The following is a 15,438-nucleotide window of genomic DNA, read 5'->3' as shown; positions in this document are numbered from 1 at the left end:
GACATGGCACATCCGCGCCTCGTCGAGAACCGCGCGGATCCGGTCCAGGTCGTCGTCGAACCGGTCGCGCGCCCGGGGGGGGGGGGGGGGGGGGGGCCCGGGCGGGGGGGGCCCGCCGGCGCCGCGGCGCGGGCCAGCGGACTGACCAAGGTCTACGGCTCCGGGGATACGATCGTCACCGCCCTGCGCGGCATCGATCTCGGCTTTCCGCGCGGTCGCTTCACCGCGATCATGGGTCCGTCGGGGTCGGGCAAGTCGACCCTGATGCACTGCATGGCCGGCCTGGACACGGTCAGCCGCGGGCGGGTGTACATCGGTGACGTGGACCTGTCCCGGCTGTCGGACAAGGAGCTGACCCGGCTGCGCCGGGACCGCGTCGGTTTCATCTTCCAGCAGTTCAACCTGCTGCCGACGCTGACCGCCGAGGAGAACATCACCCTGCCGCTGAACATCGCCGGGCGTTCGCCGGACCGGGAGTGGATGCGCACCGTGATCGACGCGGTGGGCCTGGCGCCGCGGCTCGGGCATCGGCCCACCGAGTTGTCCGGCGGCCAGCAGCAGCGGGTCGCCTGCGCCCGCGCCCTGGTCACCCGTCCCGAGATCATCTTCGCCGACGAGCCGACCGGCAACCTGGACTCCCGGTCGGGTGCCGAGGTGCTGTCGTTCCTGCGGGACTCCGTGACCGAGCTCGGGCAGACGATCGTCATGGTCACCCACGACGCGACGGCGGCCTCCTACTCGGACGAAGTGGTCTTTCTTGCCGACGGCCGGCTCGTCGACGCGATGGCGCAGCCCACCGCGGACGAGGTGCTCGACCGACTGAAGGACCTCGACGCGGCCCAGCGTGGGCAGGCCGGTCCCGACCCCGACGAGGACTGGCACGACGATCACGACGGGTCCGGCGGGGGCCACCCGGGTGGCGGCGGCCGGCCGGGTGGCGGGGGACGCGCGGGCGGCGGGCGCGCGGCGCCGCAGGCCGCCGCGGACTACGCCGACTACCCGCCGGACCCGGCCGGCTACGACGACTATCCGGACCAGCGCTACAGCGACGCGGTCCCGCAGCCCGGTTACGACGCGCGACCCTATTCGACGGACGCGTCCGCCTACCCGTCGTACGGGGACAGGACGTCCCGGGCCGACGATCCGCAGCGCCGGCCGGGTGGCCCGGGACCGGCGGGCTGGGCCTGAGCAGATGCTGCGCGCCACCCTCAAGAGCCTGCTGGCCCGCAAGATCAGGCTGGCCCTGTCCATGCTGGCGGTCGTCGTTGGCGTGAGCTTCGTCACCGGGACGCTGGTCCTGACGGACACGCTGAACCGGACGTTCGACACGCTGTTCACCAACGTCAACAAGAACGTGAGCGTCGATGTCCGGGCGGTCAACCAGATCGATCCGACCAGCGACGCGGGCCGACCCCCGCTGCCCGCCACCATCGTCGCCAGCGTGGCCCGCGTGGCCGGCGTGCGCGCGGCGGTCGGAACGGTCACCGGCCAGGCGGTCCTCCTCGACCCGACGACGGGCAAGGCCCCGAAGAGCGGGGCACCGGGCATCGGGCAGAACTGGACCGGCGGCCAGCCCACCGCCTCCGAACAGATCATCCAGGGGCACGCGCCGGGGCCCGGGGAGATCGTCGTCGACCAGGCGACCGTGCGCAAGCTGCATCTCACGCTCGGTTCCAAGGTCTCGGTGCAGACCAAGGCCCCGCCGGTGGCCTACACGCTGGCCGGCACGTTCGAGGTTCCCGGCCAGGACGGCTTCGGCGGGGCGTCGGTCACCGCGTTCGACACCGCCACCGCGCAGCGCCTGCTGCTGGCACCGAACCAGTTCAGCGCGGTGCACGTCGCCGCCGCGGACGGCCTGGGCCAGCAGGAGCTGCGCGCCCGGGTGGCCGCCGCGCTGCCCGCGGGGGTGGAGGCGATCACGGGACAGCAGCTGGCGGACGAGAGCGCCAGCAGCGTCCAGCAGGCCATCGGCGGCTTCTCGGTGTTCCTGCTGGTCTTCGCCGCGATCTCGGTGTTCGTCGGCGCCTTCATCATCTTCAACACGTTCACGATGCTGGTCGCCCAGCGGGTGCGGGAGCTGGCACTGCTGCGCGCGATCGGCGCGAGCCGTCGCCAGGTACAGATGTCGTTGCAGGTCGAGGCGGCCGTCGTCGGTACGGCGGGAGCCACCGCGGGGCTGGTGGTCGGCGCGGGCCTCGCCGTGCTGCTGCGGGCCGCCGTCGGCGCGTTCGGCGTGGATCTGCCCGACAGCTCGCTGGTGTTCGCGCCGCGCACGATCATCGTCGCCTACGCCGTGGGCATCGTGATCACCTCGATCGCGGCCTACGTCCCCGCCCGCAAGGCGGCCTCGGTCCCGCCGGTGGCGGCGATGCGGGAGACCTTCGTGCTGCCGGCGCGGTCGCTGCGGCTGCGCGCGATCGCCGGCTGTGTGCTGGCCGCGCTCGGCGTGCTGCTGCTCGTGGTGGGCACGGCCTCGGCGGGCAAGACCGGCGCCATCGCCGTCGGTGCCGGCGCCGCCGGGATCTTCCTCGGCGTCGCGACCCTGTCGCCGCAGCTGTCCAGCCCGGTCATCCGGGTGCTCGGCGTGCCGTTCATCTCCGTGTTCGGCACGACCGGCCGGCTCGGCCGGGAGAACGCCATGCGCAACCCGCGCCGCACCGCCTCGACCGCCTCCGCGCTGATGATCGGCCTCGCGCTGGTCAGCGCGTTCTCGATCCTCGGGCAGTCGATCAAGGAGTCGGTGAGCGCCACGGTGAAGAACAGCCTGGGGGCGGACTTCTACCTGACCGCCCAGGGGTTCGGCACCGGCTTCAGCGGCCAGGTCGTGCGCGATCTGGCCGGGCAGCCCGGCATCGACGTGGCGACCGGCCTGCGCGGCGGTGCCGCGAAGGTCAACGACCACACCATCGCGCTGCTCGCCGGAGATCCCGCCGGCCTGCCGAGGGTCCTCGCCATCAAGAAGGTGGACGGCGACGTCAACGCCCTGGGTGACGGAACGATTCTCGCGGAGTCCACCACCGCCGAGAACGAGCACCTCACGGTCGGTCAGAAGGTCCGAGTCGCCTTCGCCGACGGCACCGAGGACCTGACCCTCGCCGGCACGTACAAGAAGAGCCAGGTGGCCGGGTCGTGGATCATCTCCACCGGCCAGTTCGCCCGCCACAACCACGACGACCTCGACCAGTTCGTCCTGATCAAGCGGGCCGAGGGCGCCGACCCCGCGGCCGTGCGGGCCGAGATCGACAAGGTGGTCAAGCCGTTCGGCACGGTCGAGGTGCGCGACCAGTCCGAGTTCGTCGCCCAGCAGGAGAAGCAGGTCGACAAGCTGCTCAGCTTCGTCTACGTGCTGCTGGCCCTCGCGGTCATCATCGCTCTGTTCGGCATCGTGAACACGCTGGCGCTGTCCGTCATCGAGCGGACCCGCGAGATCGGCCTGCTGCGCGCCGTCGGGATGTCGCGAGGTCAGATGGGGGCGATGGTGGTGATGGAGTCCACGATCATCTCGGTGTTCGGCGCGGTGCTGGGCGTGGCCGTGGGCAGCGTGTTCGGCTGGGCGCTGACCAAGGCGCTCGCCTCGCAGGGCATCAACACGTTCGCCTACCCGTCGTCGACGATCGCCATGGTCATCATCGTCGGGGTCCTGCTCGGCATCCTCGCCGCCGTGTTCCCGGCGCGCCGGGCCGCCCGCATGGACGTCCTGCGCGCCATCTCCACCGCCTGAGCCACCGGGCGTCGCGCGGCGCCGCCCGGTGGCGGATGCGAACCTCAGGCCGGCGCCGGCCGGGCGGCGAGCAGCTCCTCGAGCAGCTCGGGACTGACGTCGTGCAGGCTGCCCACGACCGCGGCCACCCCGGGGGGCGGCCCGGCGTCGCCGTCGCCGGTCTGGCCGTCGCCGGCCTGGCCGTCGGCGGGCAGCTCCGGCATGGAGGGGACGAGCACGGTGGCGCAGCCGGCGGCGACACCGGCCAGGGCACCGGAGACGCTGTCCTCCAGCACGGCGCAGCGCCGCGGGTCCACCCCGAGCAGGCCGGCGGCGGTCAGGTAGGGCTCGGGGTCGGGCTTGCGGCGGACGACCTCGTCGCCGGCCACCGTCGCGGCGAACAGGTCCCGTCCGACGACCTCGAGGACCGGCTCCATGAGGTCCCGGAAGGAGGAGGAGACCAGGGCAGTGGGCACACCACGCGCGCGCAGCACGGCCAGCAGCTCCAGGGCGCCGGGCTGCGCGACGATCACGCCGGGCTCGCGGAACAGCTCGGCGGAGCGCCGCAGCAGGAACCGCGCGGTCTCCTCGATGGCCGACGTCGGCAGGCCGAGCATCGAAACCATGATCGGAACCGCGGTGTCGATGCCGTGGCCGATCATCGCGCGCTTCATCGCCGGAGTGAACGCACGGCCGAAACGCGCGGCGGCCTCGTTCTCGGCGATCGTCCAGATCGGCTCGGTGTCGACGAGCAGACCATCCATGTCGAAGAAGACCGCCGCGAGGCTTCCCACGTGTGCTCCCAGCTCCGTTCGTCCGGCGCCGGGGGCCCGGAGCGCCGGCAGGCGTCCTGCCGGGCCGCTCGGCGCGATCAATCCGGCCGAAACGGTCCAGGTCGTATGCTGCCGGACCGTTGCCGCCGATCGCCCGCCGGCCTGGGCGGCAGATCTCACAGCGGGGGGCGCGACGGGTGCGCGGGGGCGCCGCGCGAGGTGGGAGGACGAGCGGATACACATGTCCGGCACGGCCGAGTACGTACCGGAGCGGGCGGGTGTCGCGACGCAGACAGGCCAGCTCGTGACCGTTCACGATCCCGCGGCGGCGGGTATCGCTCCCGAGCCGATACGGTGCAGCCACCGGGACGATCCCGACCGGGTGCCCCACCGGCACCCGGACCCGGCCGGCCCATGCCGTCCGGCCAGACCGAGGAAGGGCGTTCCCACGAGCACACCGGCAGACTGGTCCCGCGCAGGCGCACCGCGGGCAGGGGCAGGTTCCCCACCGGACGCGAGGAGGGCGGACATCACGGATGTCAGCTCTGGGCAGGGAGTCGTCCGCGTGAGGACGTACCGTTGCACTGTCACCGGGGCAGTGGGCCGCCATGGGGCGGCAGGAGGTGGTAGGTGATCGAGTTCTCCGGCGTCGGCCAGCTGCGGTCGCCGGTCGTGGTAGCCGCCTTCGAGGGGTGGAACGACGCCGCCGACGCGTCGTCGGCTGCCGTCGAGCACCTCGAGACCGCGTTCAAGGCCCGGGTGATCGGCGCCATCGACCCCGACGACTACTACGACTTCCAGGTGAACCGGCCGACGGTGAGCGGGACGGACGGCGCGTCCCGGAAGATCACCTGGCCGACGACCCGGCTGTCCGTGGCGCGCCCGCCCAAGTCCGAGACGGACCTGGTGCTCATCCGCGGCCTGGAGCCGAACATGCGCTGGCGCGGTTTCACCGACGAGCTCATCGAGGCGGTCCACGCCCTCGGCAGTGACATGGTGATCTCGCTGGGCGCCCTGCTGGCCGACTCGCCGCACACCCGGCCCGTGCCGATCAGCGGCACCGCCGGGGACGCGGCGACCGCCGCGCGGCTCGGGCTGGAACCGTCCCGGTACGAGGGCCCCACCGGGATCGTGGGCGTGTTCGGCGAGGCGTGCGCGCGGGCGGAGCTCGCGTCGGTGTCGTTCTGGGCGGCTGTGCCGCACTACGTGGCGAACCCGCCGTGCCCGAAGGCGACGCTCGCGTTGCTGCGCCGGGTCGAGGACCTGCTCGACATCGAGATTCCGCTCGGCGACCTGCCGGAGCGGGCCAAGGCGTGGGAGCGCCAGGTCGACGAACTCGCCGCGGGTGACACCGAGGTCGCCGAGTACGTCCGCTCGCTGGAGTCCCGGGAGCCGGAGACGGCGCTTCCCGAGGCCAGCGGCGACGCGATCGCGCGCGAGTTCGAACGCTACCTGCGCCGCCGCGGGCAGTGATGTTCCCCACATCCCGCTCCGGTCGCGGCCGGAGCTAGCGCGAGGCGGGACGGGCCCGCCCCGCTCCTACTCCTCGACGATCTCGGCGTCGACGATCTCCTCGTCGGCGCCGCGGCGGAACGGGACGCCGGAGGTCGACGCCGGCGCCTCGTCGGCACCGGCCGGGTCCGCCTGCCGGTGCCGGCCGGGGCGGCGGCCGAATCCGGCGGCCTCCGGCCCGCGGCCCGGGACGCCCCCCACCGTCGCCGTGGCACCCTCGGCCCACCCGCCCCCGCCGAATCCGGCCGCCCCGACGCCGGCGGCGGCGGCGCCGGCCGTCCACCTCGAGCCGCCGGCCGACTCACCGGCGCCGGCCCAGAACGACCGGTGCGCCGCGCCGTCGCCCGGGTACGGCTCCCCGGAACCGCCGGGGCGCCAGGACGCCGTCGGGTCCCCGGCCGCGCCATGGCCGGGCTCCCCCAGCCCGCCGGTCGCCGCGCCGCCCGAACCCGGACCGCCGAAGCCCCGGTCACCGAAGGCCCCGTCACCGAGGCCCGTCACGCCCGAGTCCGGCCCGTCCGAGCCGGCGCCACCCGAACCAGCGCCACCCGAACCAGCGCCGTCCGAGCCCACGCCGCCGGGGTACGTCCCGTGCGCCGGGGGCGTGGAGCCGTTACGGACGCCGTCGGCCGGGCCCTGGGCCGCGCTGGCGGAGCGCCGGGCGCCCTCGGCGGAGCCGTTCGCGTCGGCCGGGTCGTCCGGTCGGGGTGCGGCGCCGGCGCGGGCGAGGTCGGTGACCGCCCGGTCCAGCTCGTCCGAGCCCAGGATGCCCCGCAGCCGCAGCACCGCCCCGATGATCTCGCCTTGCTGGTGGCGCAGGGTGTCGAGGGAGGCGGAGCTGCGGGCGAGGTCCTCGGCGAGTTGCCGGTGGTGCTGGCGGGCGAGCCGGTGGCTCTCCTCCACCGCGTCGAGCAGGAGCTTCTCGGCCTGGCCGCGGGCCTCCCGCACGATCGGATGGTTGGCGCCCGCGTCCTCGATCACCTCCTCGAGAGCCGACTCGGCGATCCGGCGCGCCCCTTCGACGATCTCCTCGGCCTGCTGTTCGGCGATCGCGAGCATCTGGCCGATCCGGCCGCCGGCCTGCGCGGCGATCTGGTCGTCGGCGGCGCGGGCGTCGTTGCGTTCCCGCTCGTGCTTCAACGCGCTCTCGGCGGCGGCCGCGCGGGAGGTCACCCGGCTGGCGTACCGCCACAGCGTGGCGAGGTAGTCGTCCACCTGGCGCGGGTCGTAGCCGTGCGCGACCTCGTCGAAGGCTGGCCGGTCGGCGGCGGGACCCGGATCGGTCCCGTGCTGGTGCTCCCCCATCCCTCAGCTCCTCAGGGTCGGACGGGTTCAAGGTCTACGCCGAGCAGTGTGTCAACCAGCCGGGAGACGAGTGCGGGCGCCTCCCCCCCGGCGCCCGCGACACCCGTGCCCGCACCGGAGCCGGCCAGCGCGGCACCCACCCAGGAGTCGACCGCGGCGAGGGCACCGGGGGCGTCGAGATCGTCGGCGAGCCGCTCGCGCACCGCCGCGAGCAGCGGCGTCGCGTCCGGGCCGGCGGGCAGCGCCACCGCGGCCCGCCACCGGTCGATCCGCCGCTCGCCGGCGGTGAGCAGCGGCGCCGTCCACTCCCAGTCGTCGGTGTGGCGGTGGTCGAGCAGTGCCAGGCGCAGCGCGCCGGGGTCGGCACCGACGCGGCGCAGCCGGGAGACGAACTCCAGGTTCCCGCGCGACTTCGACATCTTGTGGCCGTCGAGACTGACCATCGCCGTGTGCACGTAGCTGCGGGCGAACGGGCGGGCGGCGGCGGCGACCTCGGCGTGCGCCGCGCTGCACTCGTGGTGCGGGAACGTGAGGTCGGTGCCACCGCCCTGGATGTCGACGACGCCGCCGAGGTGGTGGCGGGCGATGGCGGAGCACTCGATGTGCCAGCCGGGCCGGCCCGGGCCGAACGGCGAGGGCCACGACGGCTCACCGGGGCGCTCGGCGCGCCACAACAGCGGGTCGAGCGGGTCCTTCTTGCCGGCGCGCCCCGGGTCGCCGCCGCGCTCCGCGCACAGCGTGAGCATCTCGGCGCGGTCCAGGTGGGAGACCTCACCGAACGCGGGCGCGGCGGCGACGGAGAAGTACACGTCGTTGTCGACCGGGTAGGCCGCGCCCCGGTCGACGAGCTCGGCGACCATGTCGACGATCATCGGGATGGCCTCGACGACGCCCACGTACGCGTCGGGCGCCAGGATCCGCAGCATCGTCATGTCCTCGCGGAACAGCGCGATCTCCCGCGCGGCGAGGTCGCGCCAGTCCAGCCCGTCGCGCTCGGCGCGCTCCAGCAGCGGGTCATCCACGTCCGTCACGTTCTGTACATACCGAACGTCGTGCCCGGCGTCGCGCAGGACCCGCTGCGCGAGGTCGTACGTCAGGTAGGTGAAGGCGTGACCGAGGTGCGTCGCGTCGTACGGGGTGATGCCGCAGACGTACAGGTGGGCGGTGGCCCCGGCGCCCACCGGGCGCACCCCCGCGACGGCCGTGTCGAACACCCGCAGCGGTCGGCCAGGGCCGGGAAGGGGACGTACCGGGGGAGATGGCCACGCCTGCATGCGTGTCAGCGTAACCGCGAACGGTTCGCTCGGCGGGCACAAGATGAGTAACCGAGGCGTAACCGACCTGCACGGATGGCGCGGGCGGCCGCCGCGTCACCGCACGGTCAGAACGGCGGCCAGGGGATCGGCGGCCAGTCCTCCGACGGCAGCGGGAAGCGGCCGGCGTCGAGCAGGCCGTCCACCCGGTCGGCCAGCGCCCGGGTCTCACGCACGGTCAGCAGCTCCTCCAGCCGCGCGCCGAGGTCGGCGGCGAGGGCGTCGCGCAGGCAGCCGAGCAACGCCGTCTCCTCGGCGTCCAGCCGGTGCCCCCGCCAGGTCCACAGCAGCGTGCGCAGCTTTCCGTCGGTGTGGAACGTGACACCGTGGTCGATGCCGTGGATGCGCCCCGACGGGGCGGGCAGCAGATGGCCGCCCTTGCGGTCGGCGTTGTTGATGACGGCGTCGAACAGCGCGATGCGGCGCAGCTGCGGCTCGTCGGAGCGGGTGAGCGCGACGAGGTCGACGGTGACGTCGGTGTCGATCCACAGCTGCACCATGCCCTCGCCGAACGGGCCGTCGCGCAGCACCGTCGGCGGCACGATGCCGAGTTCGAGGGCGGCGGACACCTCGTAGGCGGCGAGCTCCCGGGCGGCGAGGGTGCCGTCGGGGAAGTCCCACAGCGCCCGCTCGCCGCGCACCGGCTTGTACACGCAGCGCCCGGCCGCCTCCCCCGCGCTGATCTCGCAGTACAGCGTGGCGTTGCTGGCGTCGGTGAGCCGGCCGGTGATCGTCAGCTCGCCCTGGCGCAGCAGGTCGAGGGCGCCGGGGGCGTCCAGGCCGCCGCCGTCGATCGGACTGAGTGCCGGCCGCCGCTCCGGCGCGGGACCGACCGCGGGAACGCCCATCAGCCCAGTGTGTCCGCTGGGCGGCCGGGCTGTCGCCGACCGCCGGGCGTGAGGGGGGTCTCTCCGGGCTGGGCCCGCCCGTCCGGGCTCATCCGCGCGGGCCCTCGGGCGGGAGCTGACCGCCCGAGGGGCGGTGGCCGTTGCGGCGCGGGCACGCGTGGTCGTCGTCGAGGGGCTCGCCGCACAGCGGGCAGGCGGGCCGACCGGCGGCGACGACGCGCAGCGACCGGGCCGCGAACGCGCGGGCGGCCGCCGCGTCGAGCAGGACCCGCAGCGCGTCGGGCCCGCCCGGGTCGTCGCTGAAGCCGGCGAGCTCGTCGTTGTCCCCGGCGGCCCGGGCCTCGAGCACGACCCGGCCGACCCGCGGGTCCCAGCCCAGGGCGATCGTCGCCACCGGGAACTCCGCGTCGATCGGGGTTTCCAGCGGCCCGGCGTCGGCCGGGCCCGCCGGCGCCGCGGCGGCCGGCAGACCGCGGCGGACCAGCTCGTCGAGCAGTTCCGTGACCTGCTCGGCCAGCAGGGTCACCTGGGGCTTCTCGACCCCGACGGTGATCAGTCGGGACTCGTCGCGGGCCTGCAGGTAGAACGCGCGGGAGCCGGGGGCGCCCACGGTGCCGGCGATGAAACGCCGCGGCGCGTCGAAGACGTGAATCCGGCGCGGCATGGCCGGCTCAGTCCGTCCCGGCGCTGGCCGGCGGCGACCAGGCACCGGCCCCGCCGCCGACGACCTCGCCGGGATCCGCCGCCCCGGGCGTCGGTCCCGCCGGCGCCGTGGGGTCCGTCGCGGGCGCGGCGTCCGCCGGCGCGGGCTTCGCCGGGAGCAGGTCGGCGACGTCTCCGCCGACGTCGTTGAGGCGCCGGACCAGCGGGCGTCGCTCGCCGTAGTGGATGACCGTCAGTGAGCACGGATCGATGGTGATCCGGTGGTACAGGTCGAGATGCAGCCCGAGCGCGTCGGCGACGACGGTGCGGATCACGTCGCCGTGCGAGCACAGCAGCCAGGTCGCGTCGGGGCCGAGGCGGTCGTTCCACTCCCGCACGGCGTTCACCCCGCGCGCCTGGGTGTCCCGCAGCGCCTCACCCTCGGCCCCGGGGAACACCACCGCGCTGGGCTGGTTCTGCACCAACGCCCACAGCGGGTCCTTCGCGAGCACCGCGAGCTCCTGCCCGGTCCAGTCGCCGTACCGGCACTCGCCGAAGCGCTCGTCGACGGCGACGTCCGGCACCGCCGCTCCCGCCGGGCGATGCGCGGCGATGGCCGCGGCGGTCTCCCGGCAGCGGTCCAACGGACTGGACACGACCGCCGCGAGCGGGACCGCGGCGAGCCGGCGGGCGACCGCGTCCGCCTGCCCCCGGCCGCGCTCGTCGAGGCCGACCCCCGGGGTCCAACCGAGCAGGATCTTGCCCGTGACGGCGGTAAGGCCGTGGCGGACCAGCAGAACAGTGGTCAACCGTCGGTCCCTTCGTGAGGAGCGCAACGCCTGCGGGGCGCCGCCGCGCGGCGCGTGACCGCCGCGGCGCACGGACGACCCGGGACGCCCGGAGCAGGGCCACCAGGGGTACCACGCTACCCAGCGGGCAGCGGCCGGCCGCCGCCGGTGCGTCGTTACGCTTTCGGGCATGCCCGACGAGCACCCGACCGCCCCCGCCGGGGCGCCTGACCCGGTCGGTTCCGACCCCGCCGCCCAGCCGGCCGACGCACCCGACCCGACGGCGGTGTTCGCCGCGTTCTGCGAGGCCGCGCTGTGGCCGGGGCTGGGCCGCACGACCGCGGCGCGGCTGCCGGGGGCCGGCATCACCCGGCCCGAACACGTCGACGTCGGCCGGCTCGGCACCGTCGAGGGGGTGAGCGGTCCCCGCGCGCGCCGGCTGGCGGACACCTTCCGCGCCGCCGCGGGCACCTACGCCGTGGTGGAACTGCTGGCGGCGGCGAACCTGCCGGCCCGACTGGCCCGCACCGCGACCGAGCGCCTCGGGCCGGGCGTCGCCGACCTCCTGCGCGACGACCCGTGGATGCTGCTGGCCGCCACCGACGCCGAGATCGGGCAGGCCGACCGGTTCGCCCGCCACCGCGGCCGGCACCGCGACGACCCGCAGCGCGGTCCGGCGGTGCTCGCCTTCCTGCTGGGCCGGGCGGCCAGCCGCGCGGGTGACACCGCGGCCCAGGTCGACACGGTCCTCGCCGCCGCGGCGCGCGAGGGCGTCGGGAATCCGCGCGACGCGCTCGACGCCGCCCTGGACGACGGCCGGATCATCGCTGTCGGCGACCGGATCGCGCTGGAGCGCTACGCGATGGCCGAGCAGTCCGTCGCCGAGGGCATCGAACGTCTCCTGGCGACCGCCGAGCCGCTGCGCGCCGGCGCGCCGCGGGCCCGCCGGCGCCCCGACGACGCCGACGGCGGCCCCGCCGCCGAGCCGTCCACCGCCGCGGCGCCCGTCGCGGCGGCAACGGCGCTGCGCTTCGACGACGAGGACTTCGACGACGCCGACGAGGACGACGCCGACGACGCCTCGGACGACGAGGCGGGCGGCGGGCCCGGCGCGGCGGGGGTCGGCGTGCTGGCGGCGGGCGACGACCCGGTGACCGGGCTGGACGAGGTGCAGCTCGCCGCCGCGCACGCGGCGTTGGAGTCGGGCGTCAGCGTGCTCACCGGCGGCCCCGGCACCGGCAAGAGCCGGACGGTGGCGGCCGTGGTGCGCCTCGCCTGGGCGGCGGACGCCGAGGTGGCGCTGGCCGCGCCGACCGGACGGGCGGCCAAGCGGCTCGAGGAGCTGTGCGGGGCGCCGGCGAGCACACTGCACCGGCTGCTCGGCGCCCAGGGCCGCGGCGGCGGCTTCGCCCGCGGCGAGCACAACCCGCTCGACGCCGACCTGGTCGTCGTCGACGAGGCGTCCATGCTCGACGCGGAGCTTGCCGCGGCGCTGCTCGACGCCTGCGCCGACGGCACCCATCTGATGTTCGTCGGGGACCCGGCCCAGCTGCCGAGCATCGGCCCCGGTCAGGTCCTCACCGACCTGCTGGAACACGGCGCCGAGTCCGGCGAGGTGCCGGTGACCGAGCTGCGCCGGCTGTACCGGCAGGTGGACGGCGGCGCCATCGCGATGCTGGCCGCCGCGGTGCGCGGTGGCGAGCTGCCGCCGCCCCCGCCCGGTCCCGGTCACGAGGTCGTCGTCGTGGCGGCGAACAGCTCCGGGGAGGCCGCGCACCGCACGGTGCAGCTCGTCACCGACTCCATCCCCCGGGCGCTGGGCATCCCCGCCGCCGACATCCAGGTCGTCACCCCGGTGCACGCCGGCCCCGCCGCCACGACGGCGCTCAACGCGGCGCTCAAGCGGGTGCTCAATCCCGGGCCGGGGGCGAACTCCGGCTATGACGTCGGCGACCGGGTCGTGGCGACCGCGAACCACATCGACGTCGGCTTCGCCAACGGCGAGATCGGCACTGTCGTCGCCACCGCCGAGCGCGGCGCGCTGCGGGTCGGCTTCCCCGGCGGGGTCGTCGAGGTGCCCGCCGGGCTGCTGGGCGACCTGCGGCACGGCTGGGCGGTCACGGTGCACCGGGCCCAGGGCAGCGAATGGGCGGCGGTCGTCGCGGTCTTCCCGCCCGAGGCGGGCAGGATGCTCACCCGCCCACTGATCTACACGGCGCTGACCCGCGCCGCGAGCCACCTGTCGATCGTGGCGGTGAACGGGCCCGCGGTGCGCCACGCGGTGCGCAGCGCCGGCGGCCGGCGGCGACTGACCTCCCTGGCGGCCCTGCTCGCCGGCGTCGAGGCGGGCGAACTCGACGACGGCCTCGACGACGACCTGGCGGACGACGACCTCGACGGCGGTGGCGTGGACGGCGGTGGCGTGGACGGCGCCCCCGCCGCCGCGATGACTGTCACACCCGGGTGACGGACGATGGAGACCGCGCCCCGGGGCGAGGAGAGACCGACGTCACCGCCCGGGTCGATTCCCACCCCCCGGCGCGCCTCGCCCCGCCGGCGGGAGGCAAGATCATGGCCTATGAGGATGGGTAGCGTTCCCATCGTGGACGCAGACGCAGGGGGAACGCCGAACGCACCCCCGGAGGCCGGATCCGGTCCGGCGCTCCTGCCCGGCCCCCGCACGTCCGACGCGGGGCCGGCCCCCGGTGCGCGGCCGACCTCCACGGCCGCCACGCCCGGCATGGCCGTCCGGCCCGAGAACGACAGCCCACAGCCGGCATCGGCACCGCCGAACGCCGACACCACCGCCCACGAGGCCGCCACCGCCCAGGACGTCGGCGTCGGTGCGGGCCTGCTCCGGCACGTCGGGCGATGGTGGTCCGCCGCCGGCGGCTTCCTCGCGGCGCACGCGCGCGGAGGGCTGCTCCTCCTCGTGGCGGTCATCGTCGCCATCGGCGCGATCATGCGGTTCGCGACGCCGAGCCATCTGTGGCTCGACGAGTCGCTCACCGTGGCGATCGCCAACCGGCCGGTTCCGGACGTGCTGCACGCGCTGCGCCACGACGGCTCACCGCCGTTGTACTACCTGCTGCTGCACGTATGGATCGCGGTCTTCGGCGACGGTGACGTCGCGGTCCGGGCGCTGTCGGGCGCACTGTCGCTGCTGACGTTGCCGCTGGCCTGGCTCGCCGGGCGCCGGGTGGGCCGGTTCGCCACCCAGGCCGGCAACGCGGACAGCGACGCGCCGGCCTGGGTCGGCGTGGCGACGCTGCTGATGTTCACCTGTTCGCCCTACGCCATCCGCTACGGCAGCGAGACCCGCATGTACTCGCTGGTCGTGCTGCTGGTGCTGGTGTTCGGGTTCGCCGCGGTGCGCGCGCTGGAACGGTCCAGCCTCCCCCGGCTGGCGACGTTGACGCTGGCCACGGCGGCGCTGGTGTACACGCACTACTGGACGTTCCTGGTCATCTTCACCGTCGCCGCGTTCCTGCTGCTGCAGGCCCGGCGGCGGCCGTACTACCGGCGGGTCACGCTGCGGGCGTTCGCCGCGATGGCCGCCTCGGCGGTGCTGTTCGCGCCGTGGATGCCGTCGTTCCTGTTCCAGATGCTGCACACCGGCACCCCGTGGGCGCCGAAGGTGCAGGCCCAGGTGCTGCTCGACACGGTCTTCGACTGGGCCGGCCCGCAGTCGACGGGGGCGCTGCTCGGCGTGGTGCTGCTCGGCGGGGCGCTCATCGGGCTCACGGCGCGCCCGGCCGGCGGGCGGGAGCTCTCGGTCCGGGTGACGGGTCGGGTGCCGGGCCGTTACCTGGCGGCGATCTGGCTGCTGCCGCTGGTGCTGGCCTATCTCGTGAACTCCTTCGGCGGCAGCGCCTACGCCGAGCGGTACACCGGCATCGCGCTGCCCGCGTGCCTGCTGCTGGCCTCGCTCGGGATCGCCGTGCTGCCGGGCACCCGGGTGCGGGCGATCGTGCTGGCCGTCGCGGTGTTCAGCGGCCTGGTCGGTGGCTGGCAGCTCGCCCGCACCGAACGCACCCAGGCCGGTGAGATCGCCGGGCGGATCGTCGCCCTGGCCCGGCCCGGCGACGTCGTCGCCTACTGCCCCGACCAGCTCGGACCGGCGGTGCACCGGGCGCTCGTGCGGCACGGGCCGCTGACCGTCCGGGAAATCGTCTACGCGGACACGTCCGGGCCGGCCCTGGTCGACTGGGTCGACTACGCCGACCGGATGAAGCGGGCCAACGGCACGACGTTCGCCGCGGAGGTGAACGAACTGGCCGGCCCGGACCACGCGGTGCTACTGGTGCGCGCCGACGGCTACCGGTTCCTGGAGGGCGCCTGCGCGGTGCTGTCCGACCAGCTCGCGACCCTGCGGGACCGCACCGTCCAGGTGGAGCGGCGCGATCTCTACGAGGGCGCGTCGCTGGAGCGTTTCTCCACACTGCGCTGAACCACCCCGGGCGGCCCGGCCGACATCCGCGCCGGGCCGCCCGGCACCCGCGCGCCCCGGCGCCCCAGCACGCCGAGCAGCCCCGCGGCGCGGTCGGGCACGCCCCA

General features: G+C 75.2%; 11 protein-coding genes. 5 read left to right on the top strand and 6 right to left on the bottom strand.

Annotated elements, in window-relative coordinates:
• The first annotated feature begins 3 nt into the window (after positions 1 to 3).
• Together MXD60_RS26860 and MXD60_RS26855 are read left to right on the top strand one after the other, a co-directional pair.
• A complete protein-coding gene (locus MXD60_RS26860; protein WP_248822484.1) occupies positions 4 to 1,188 on the top strand; it encodes an ABC transporter ATP-binding protein in 1,185 nt (394 codons plus the stop codon).
• Positions 1,189 to 1,192: 4 nt separating this feature from the next.
• Positions 1,193 to 3,721 carry an ABC transporter permease gene (locus MXD60_RS26855; RefSeq protein ID WP_248822483.1) on the top strand — a complete coding sequence of 843 codons (2,529 nt, stop codon included), beginning with the start codon at positions 1,193 to 1,195 and terminating at the stop codon, positions 3,719 to 3,721.
• Between the two features lie 44 nt (positions 3,722 to 3,765).
• Here the strand turns inward: MXD60_RS26855 and MXD60_RS26850 are convergent, their stop codons facing one another.
• On the bottom strand, positions 3,766 to 4,494 hold the full coding sequence (locus MXD60_RS26850) for an HAD family hydrolase (protein ID WP_248822482.1): 729 nt from the start codon (positions 4,492 to 4,494) through the stop codon (positions 3,766 to 3,768).
• A gap of 609 nt (positions 4,495 to 5,103) precedes the next feature.
• Here MXD60_RS26850 and MXD60_RS26845 point away from each other — a divergent pair.
• Positions 5,104 to 5,946 carry a PAC2 family protein gene (locus tag MXD60_RS26845; protein WP_009737775.1) on the top strand — a complete coding sequence of 281 codons (843 nt, stop codon included), beginning with the start codon at positions 5,104 to 5,106 and terminating at the stop codon, positions 5,944 to 5,946.
• 66 nt (positions 5,947 to 6,012) lie between these two features.
• Here MXD60_RS26845 and MXD60_RS29115 read toward each other — a convergent pair whose 3' ends face one another.
• The 5 genes from MXD60_RS29115 to MXD60_RS26820 all read right to left on the bottom strand — a co-directional run bounded on the left by MXD60_RS29115 (position 6,013) and on the right by MXD60_RS26820 (position 10,902).
• Complete coding sequence (locus MXD60_RS29115) at positions 6,013 to 7,290, bottom strand: DivIVA domain-containing protein (RefSeq protein ID WP_283099050.1); 1,278 nt, start codon at positions 7,288 to 7,290, stop codon at positions 6,013 to 6,015.
• A gap of 11 nt (positions 7,291 to 7,301) precedes the next feature.
• Entirely contained in the window at positions 7,302 to 8,564 is a 1,263-nt protein-coding gene (gene mshC / locus MXD60_RS26835; protein WP_248822481.1) for a cysteine--1-D-myo-inosityl 2-amino-2-deoxy-alpha-D-glucopyranoside ligase, read from the bottom strand.
• Between the two features lie 107 nt (positions 8,565 to 8,671).
• On the bottom strand, positions 8,672 to 9,451 hold the full coding sequence (locus MXD60_RS26830; protein ID WP_248822480.1) for an Rv2133c family protein: 780 nt from the start codon (positions 9,449 to 9,451) through the stop codon (positions 8,672 to 8,674).
• 88 nt (positions 9,452 to 9,539) lie between these two features.
• Entirely contained in the window at positions 9,540 to 10,115 is a 576-nt protein-coding gene (locus tag MXD60_RS26825; RefSeq protein ID WP_248822479.1) for an Rv2134c family protein, read from the bottom strand.
• Positions 10,116 to 10,122: 7 nt separating this feature from the next.
• A complete protein-coding gene (locus tag MXD60_RS26820; RefSeq protein ID WP_248822478.1) occupies positions 10,123 to 10,902 on the bottom strand; it encodes an Rv2135c family putative phosphatase in 780 nt (259 codons plus the stop codon).
• A gap of 169 nt (positions 10,903 to 11,071) precedes the next feature.
• On the opposite strand from MXD60_RS26820, the gene MXD60_RS26815 reads away from it, so the two are divergent.
• Both MXD60_RS26815 and MXD60_RS26810 read left to right on the top strand, forming a co-directional pair.
• Complete coding sequence (locus MXD60_RS26815) at positions 11,072 to 13,348, top strand: ATP-dependent DNA helicase (protein WP_248822477.1); 2,277 nt, start codon at positions 11,072 to 11,074, stop codon at positions 13,346 to 13,348.
• A 117-nt stretch (positions 13,349 to 13,465) separates the two neighbouring features.
• Positions 13,466 to 15,331, top strand: coding sequence for a glycosyltransferase family 39 protein (locus tag MXD60_RS26810; RefSeq protein WP_248822476.1), 1,866 nt, complete (start codon positions 13,466 to 13,468; stop codon positions 15,329 to 15,331).
• Positions 15,332 to 15,438 lie beyond the last annotated feature (107 nt).

Origin of the sequence: Frankia sp. AgB32 (genome assembly GCF_023243045.1) — a bacterium.
GTDB lineage: Bacteria > Actinomycetota > Actinomycetes > Frankiales > Frankiaceae > Frankia.
This window is presented reverse-complemented; position numbering and strand designations above follow the sequence as displayed.

Coding starts and splice junctions, on each gene's coding strand:
- MXD60_RS26860 (WP_248822484.1), top strand. CDS start 4: ATGGCACATCCGCGCCTCGTCGAGAACCGCGCGGATCCGGTCCAGGTC.
- MXD60_RS26855 (WP_248822483.1), top strand. CDS start 1,193: ATGCTGCGCGCCACCCTCAAGAGCCTGCTGGCCCGCAAGATCAGGCTG.
- MXD60_RS29115 (WP_283099050.1), bottom strand. CDS start 7,290: ATGGGGGAGCACCAGCACGGGACCGATCCGGGTCCCGCCGCCGACCGG.
- mshC (WP_248822481.1), bottom strand. CDS start 8,564: ATGCAGGCGTGGCCATCTCCCCCGGTACGTCCCCTTCCCGGCCCTGGC.
- MXD60_RS26830 (WP_248822480.1), bottom strand. CDS start 9,451: ATGGGCGTTCCCGCGGTCGGTCCCGCGCCGGAGCGGCGGCCGGCACTC.
- MXD60_RS26825 (WP_248822479.1), bottom strand. CDS start 10,115: ATGCCGCGCCGGATTCACGTCTTCGACGCGCCGCGGCGTTTCATCGCC.
- MXD60_RS26815 (WP_248822477.1), top strand. CDS start 11,072: ATGCCCGACGAGCACCCGACCGCCCCCGCCGGGGCGCCTGACCCGGTC.
- MXD60_RS26810 (WP_248822476.1), top strand. CDS start 13,466: ATGGGTAGCGTTCCCATCGTGGACGCAGACGCAGGGGGAACGCCGAAC.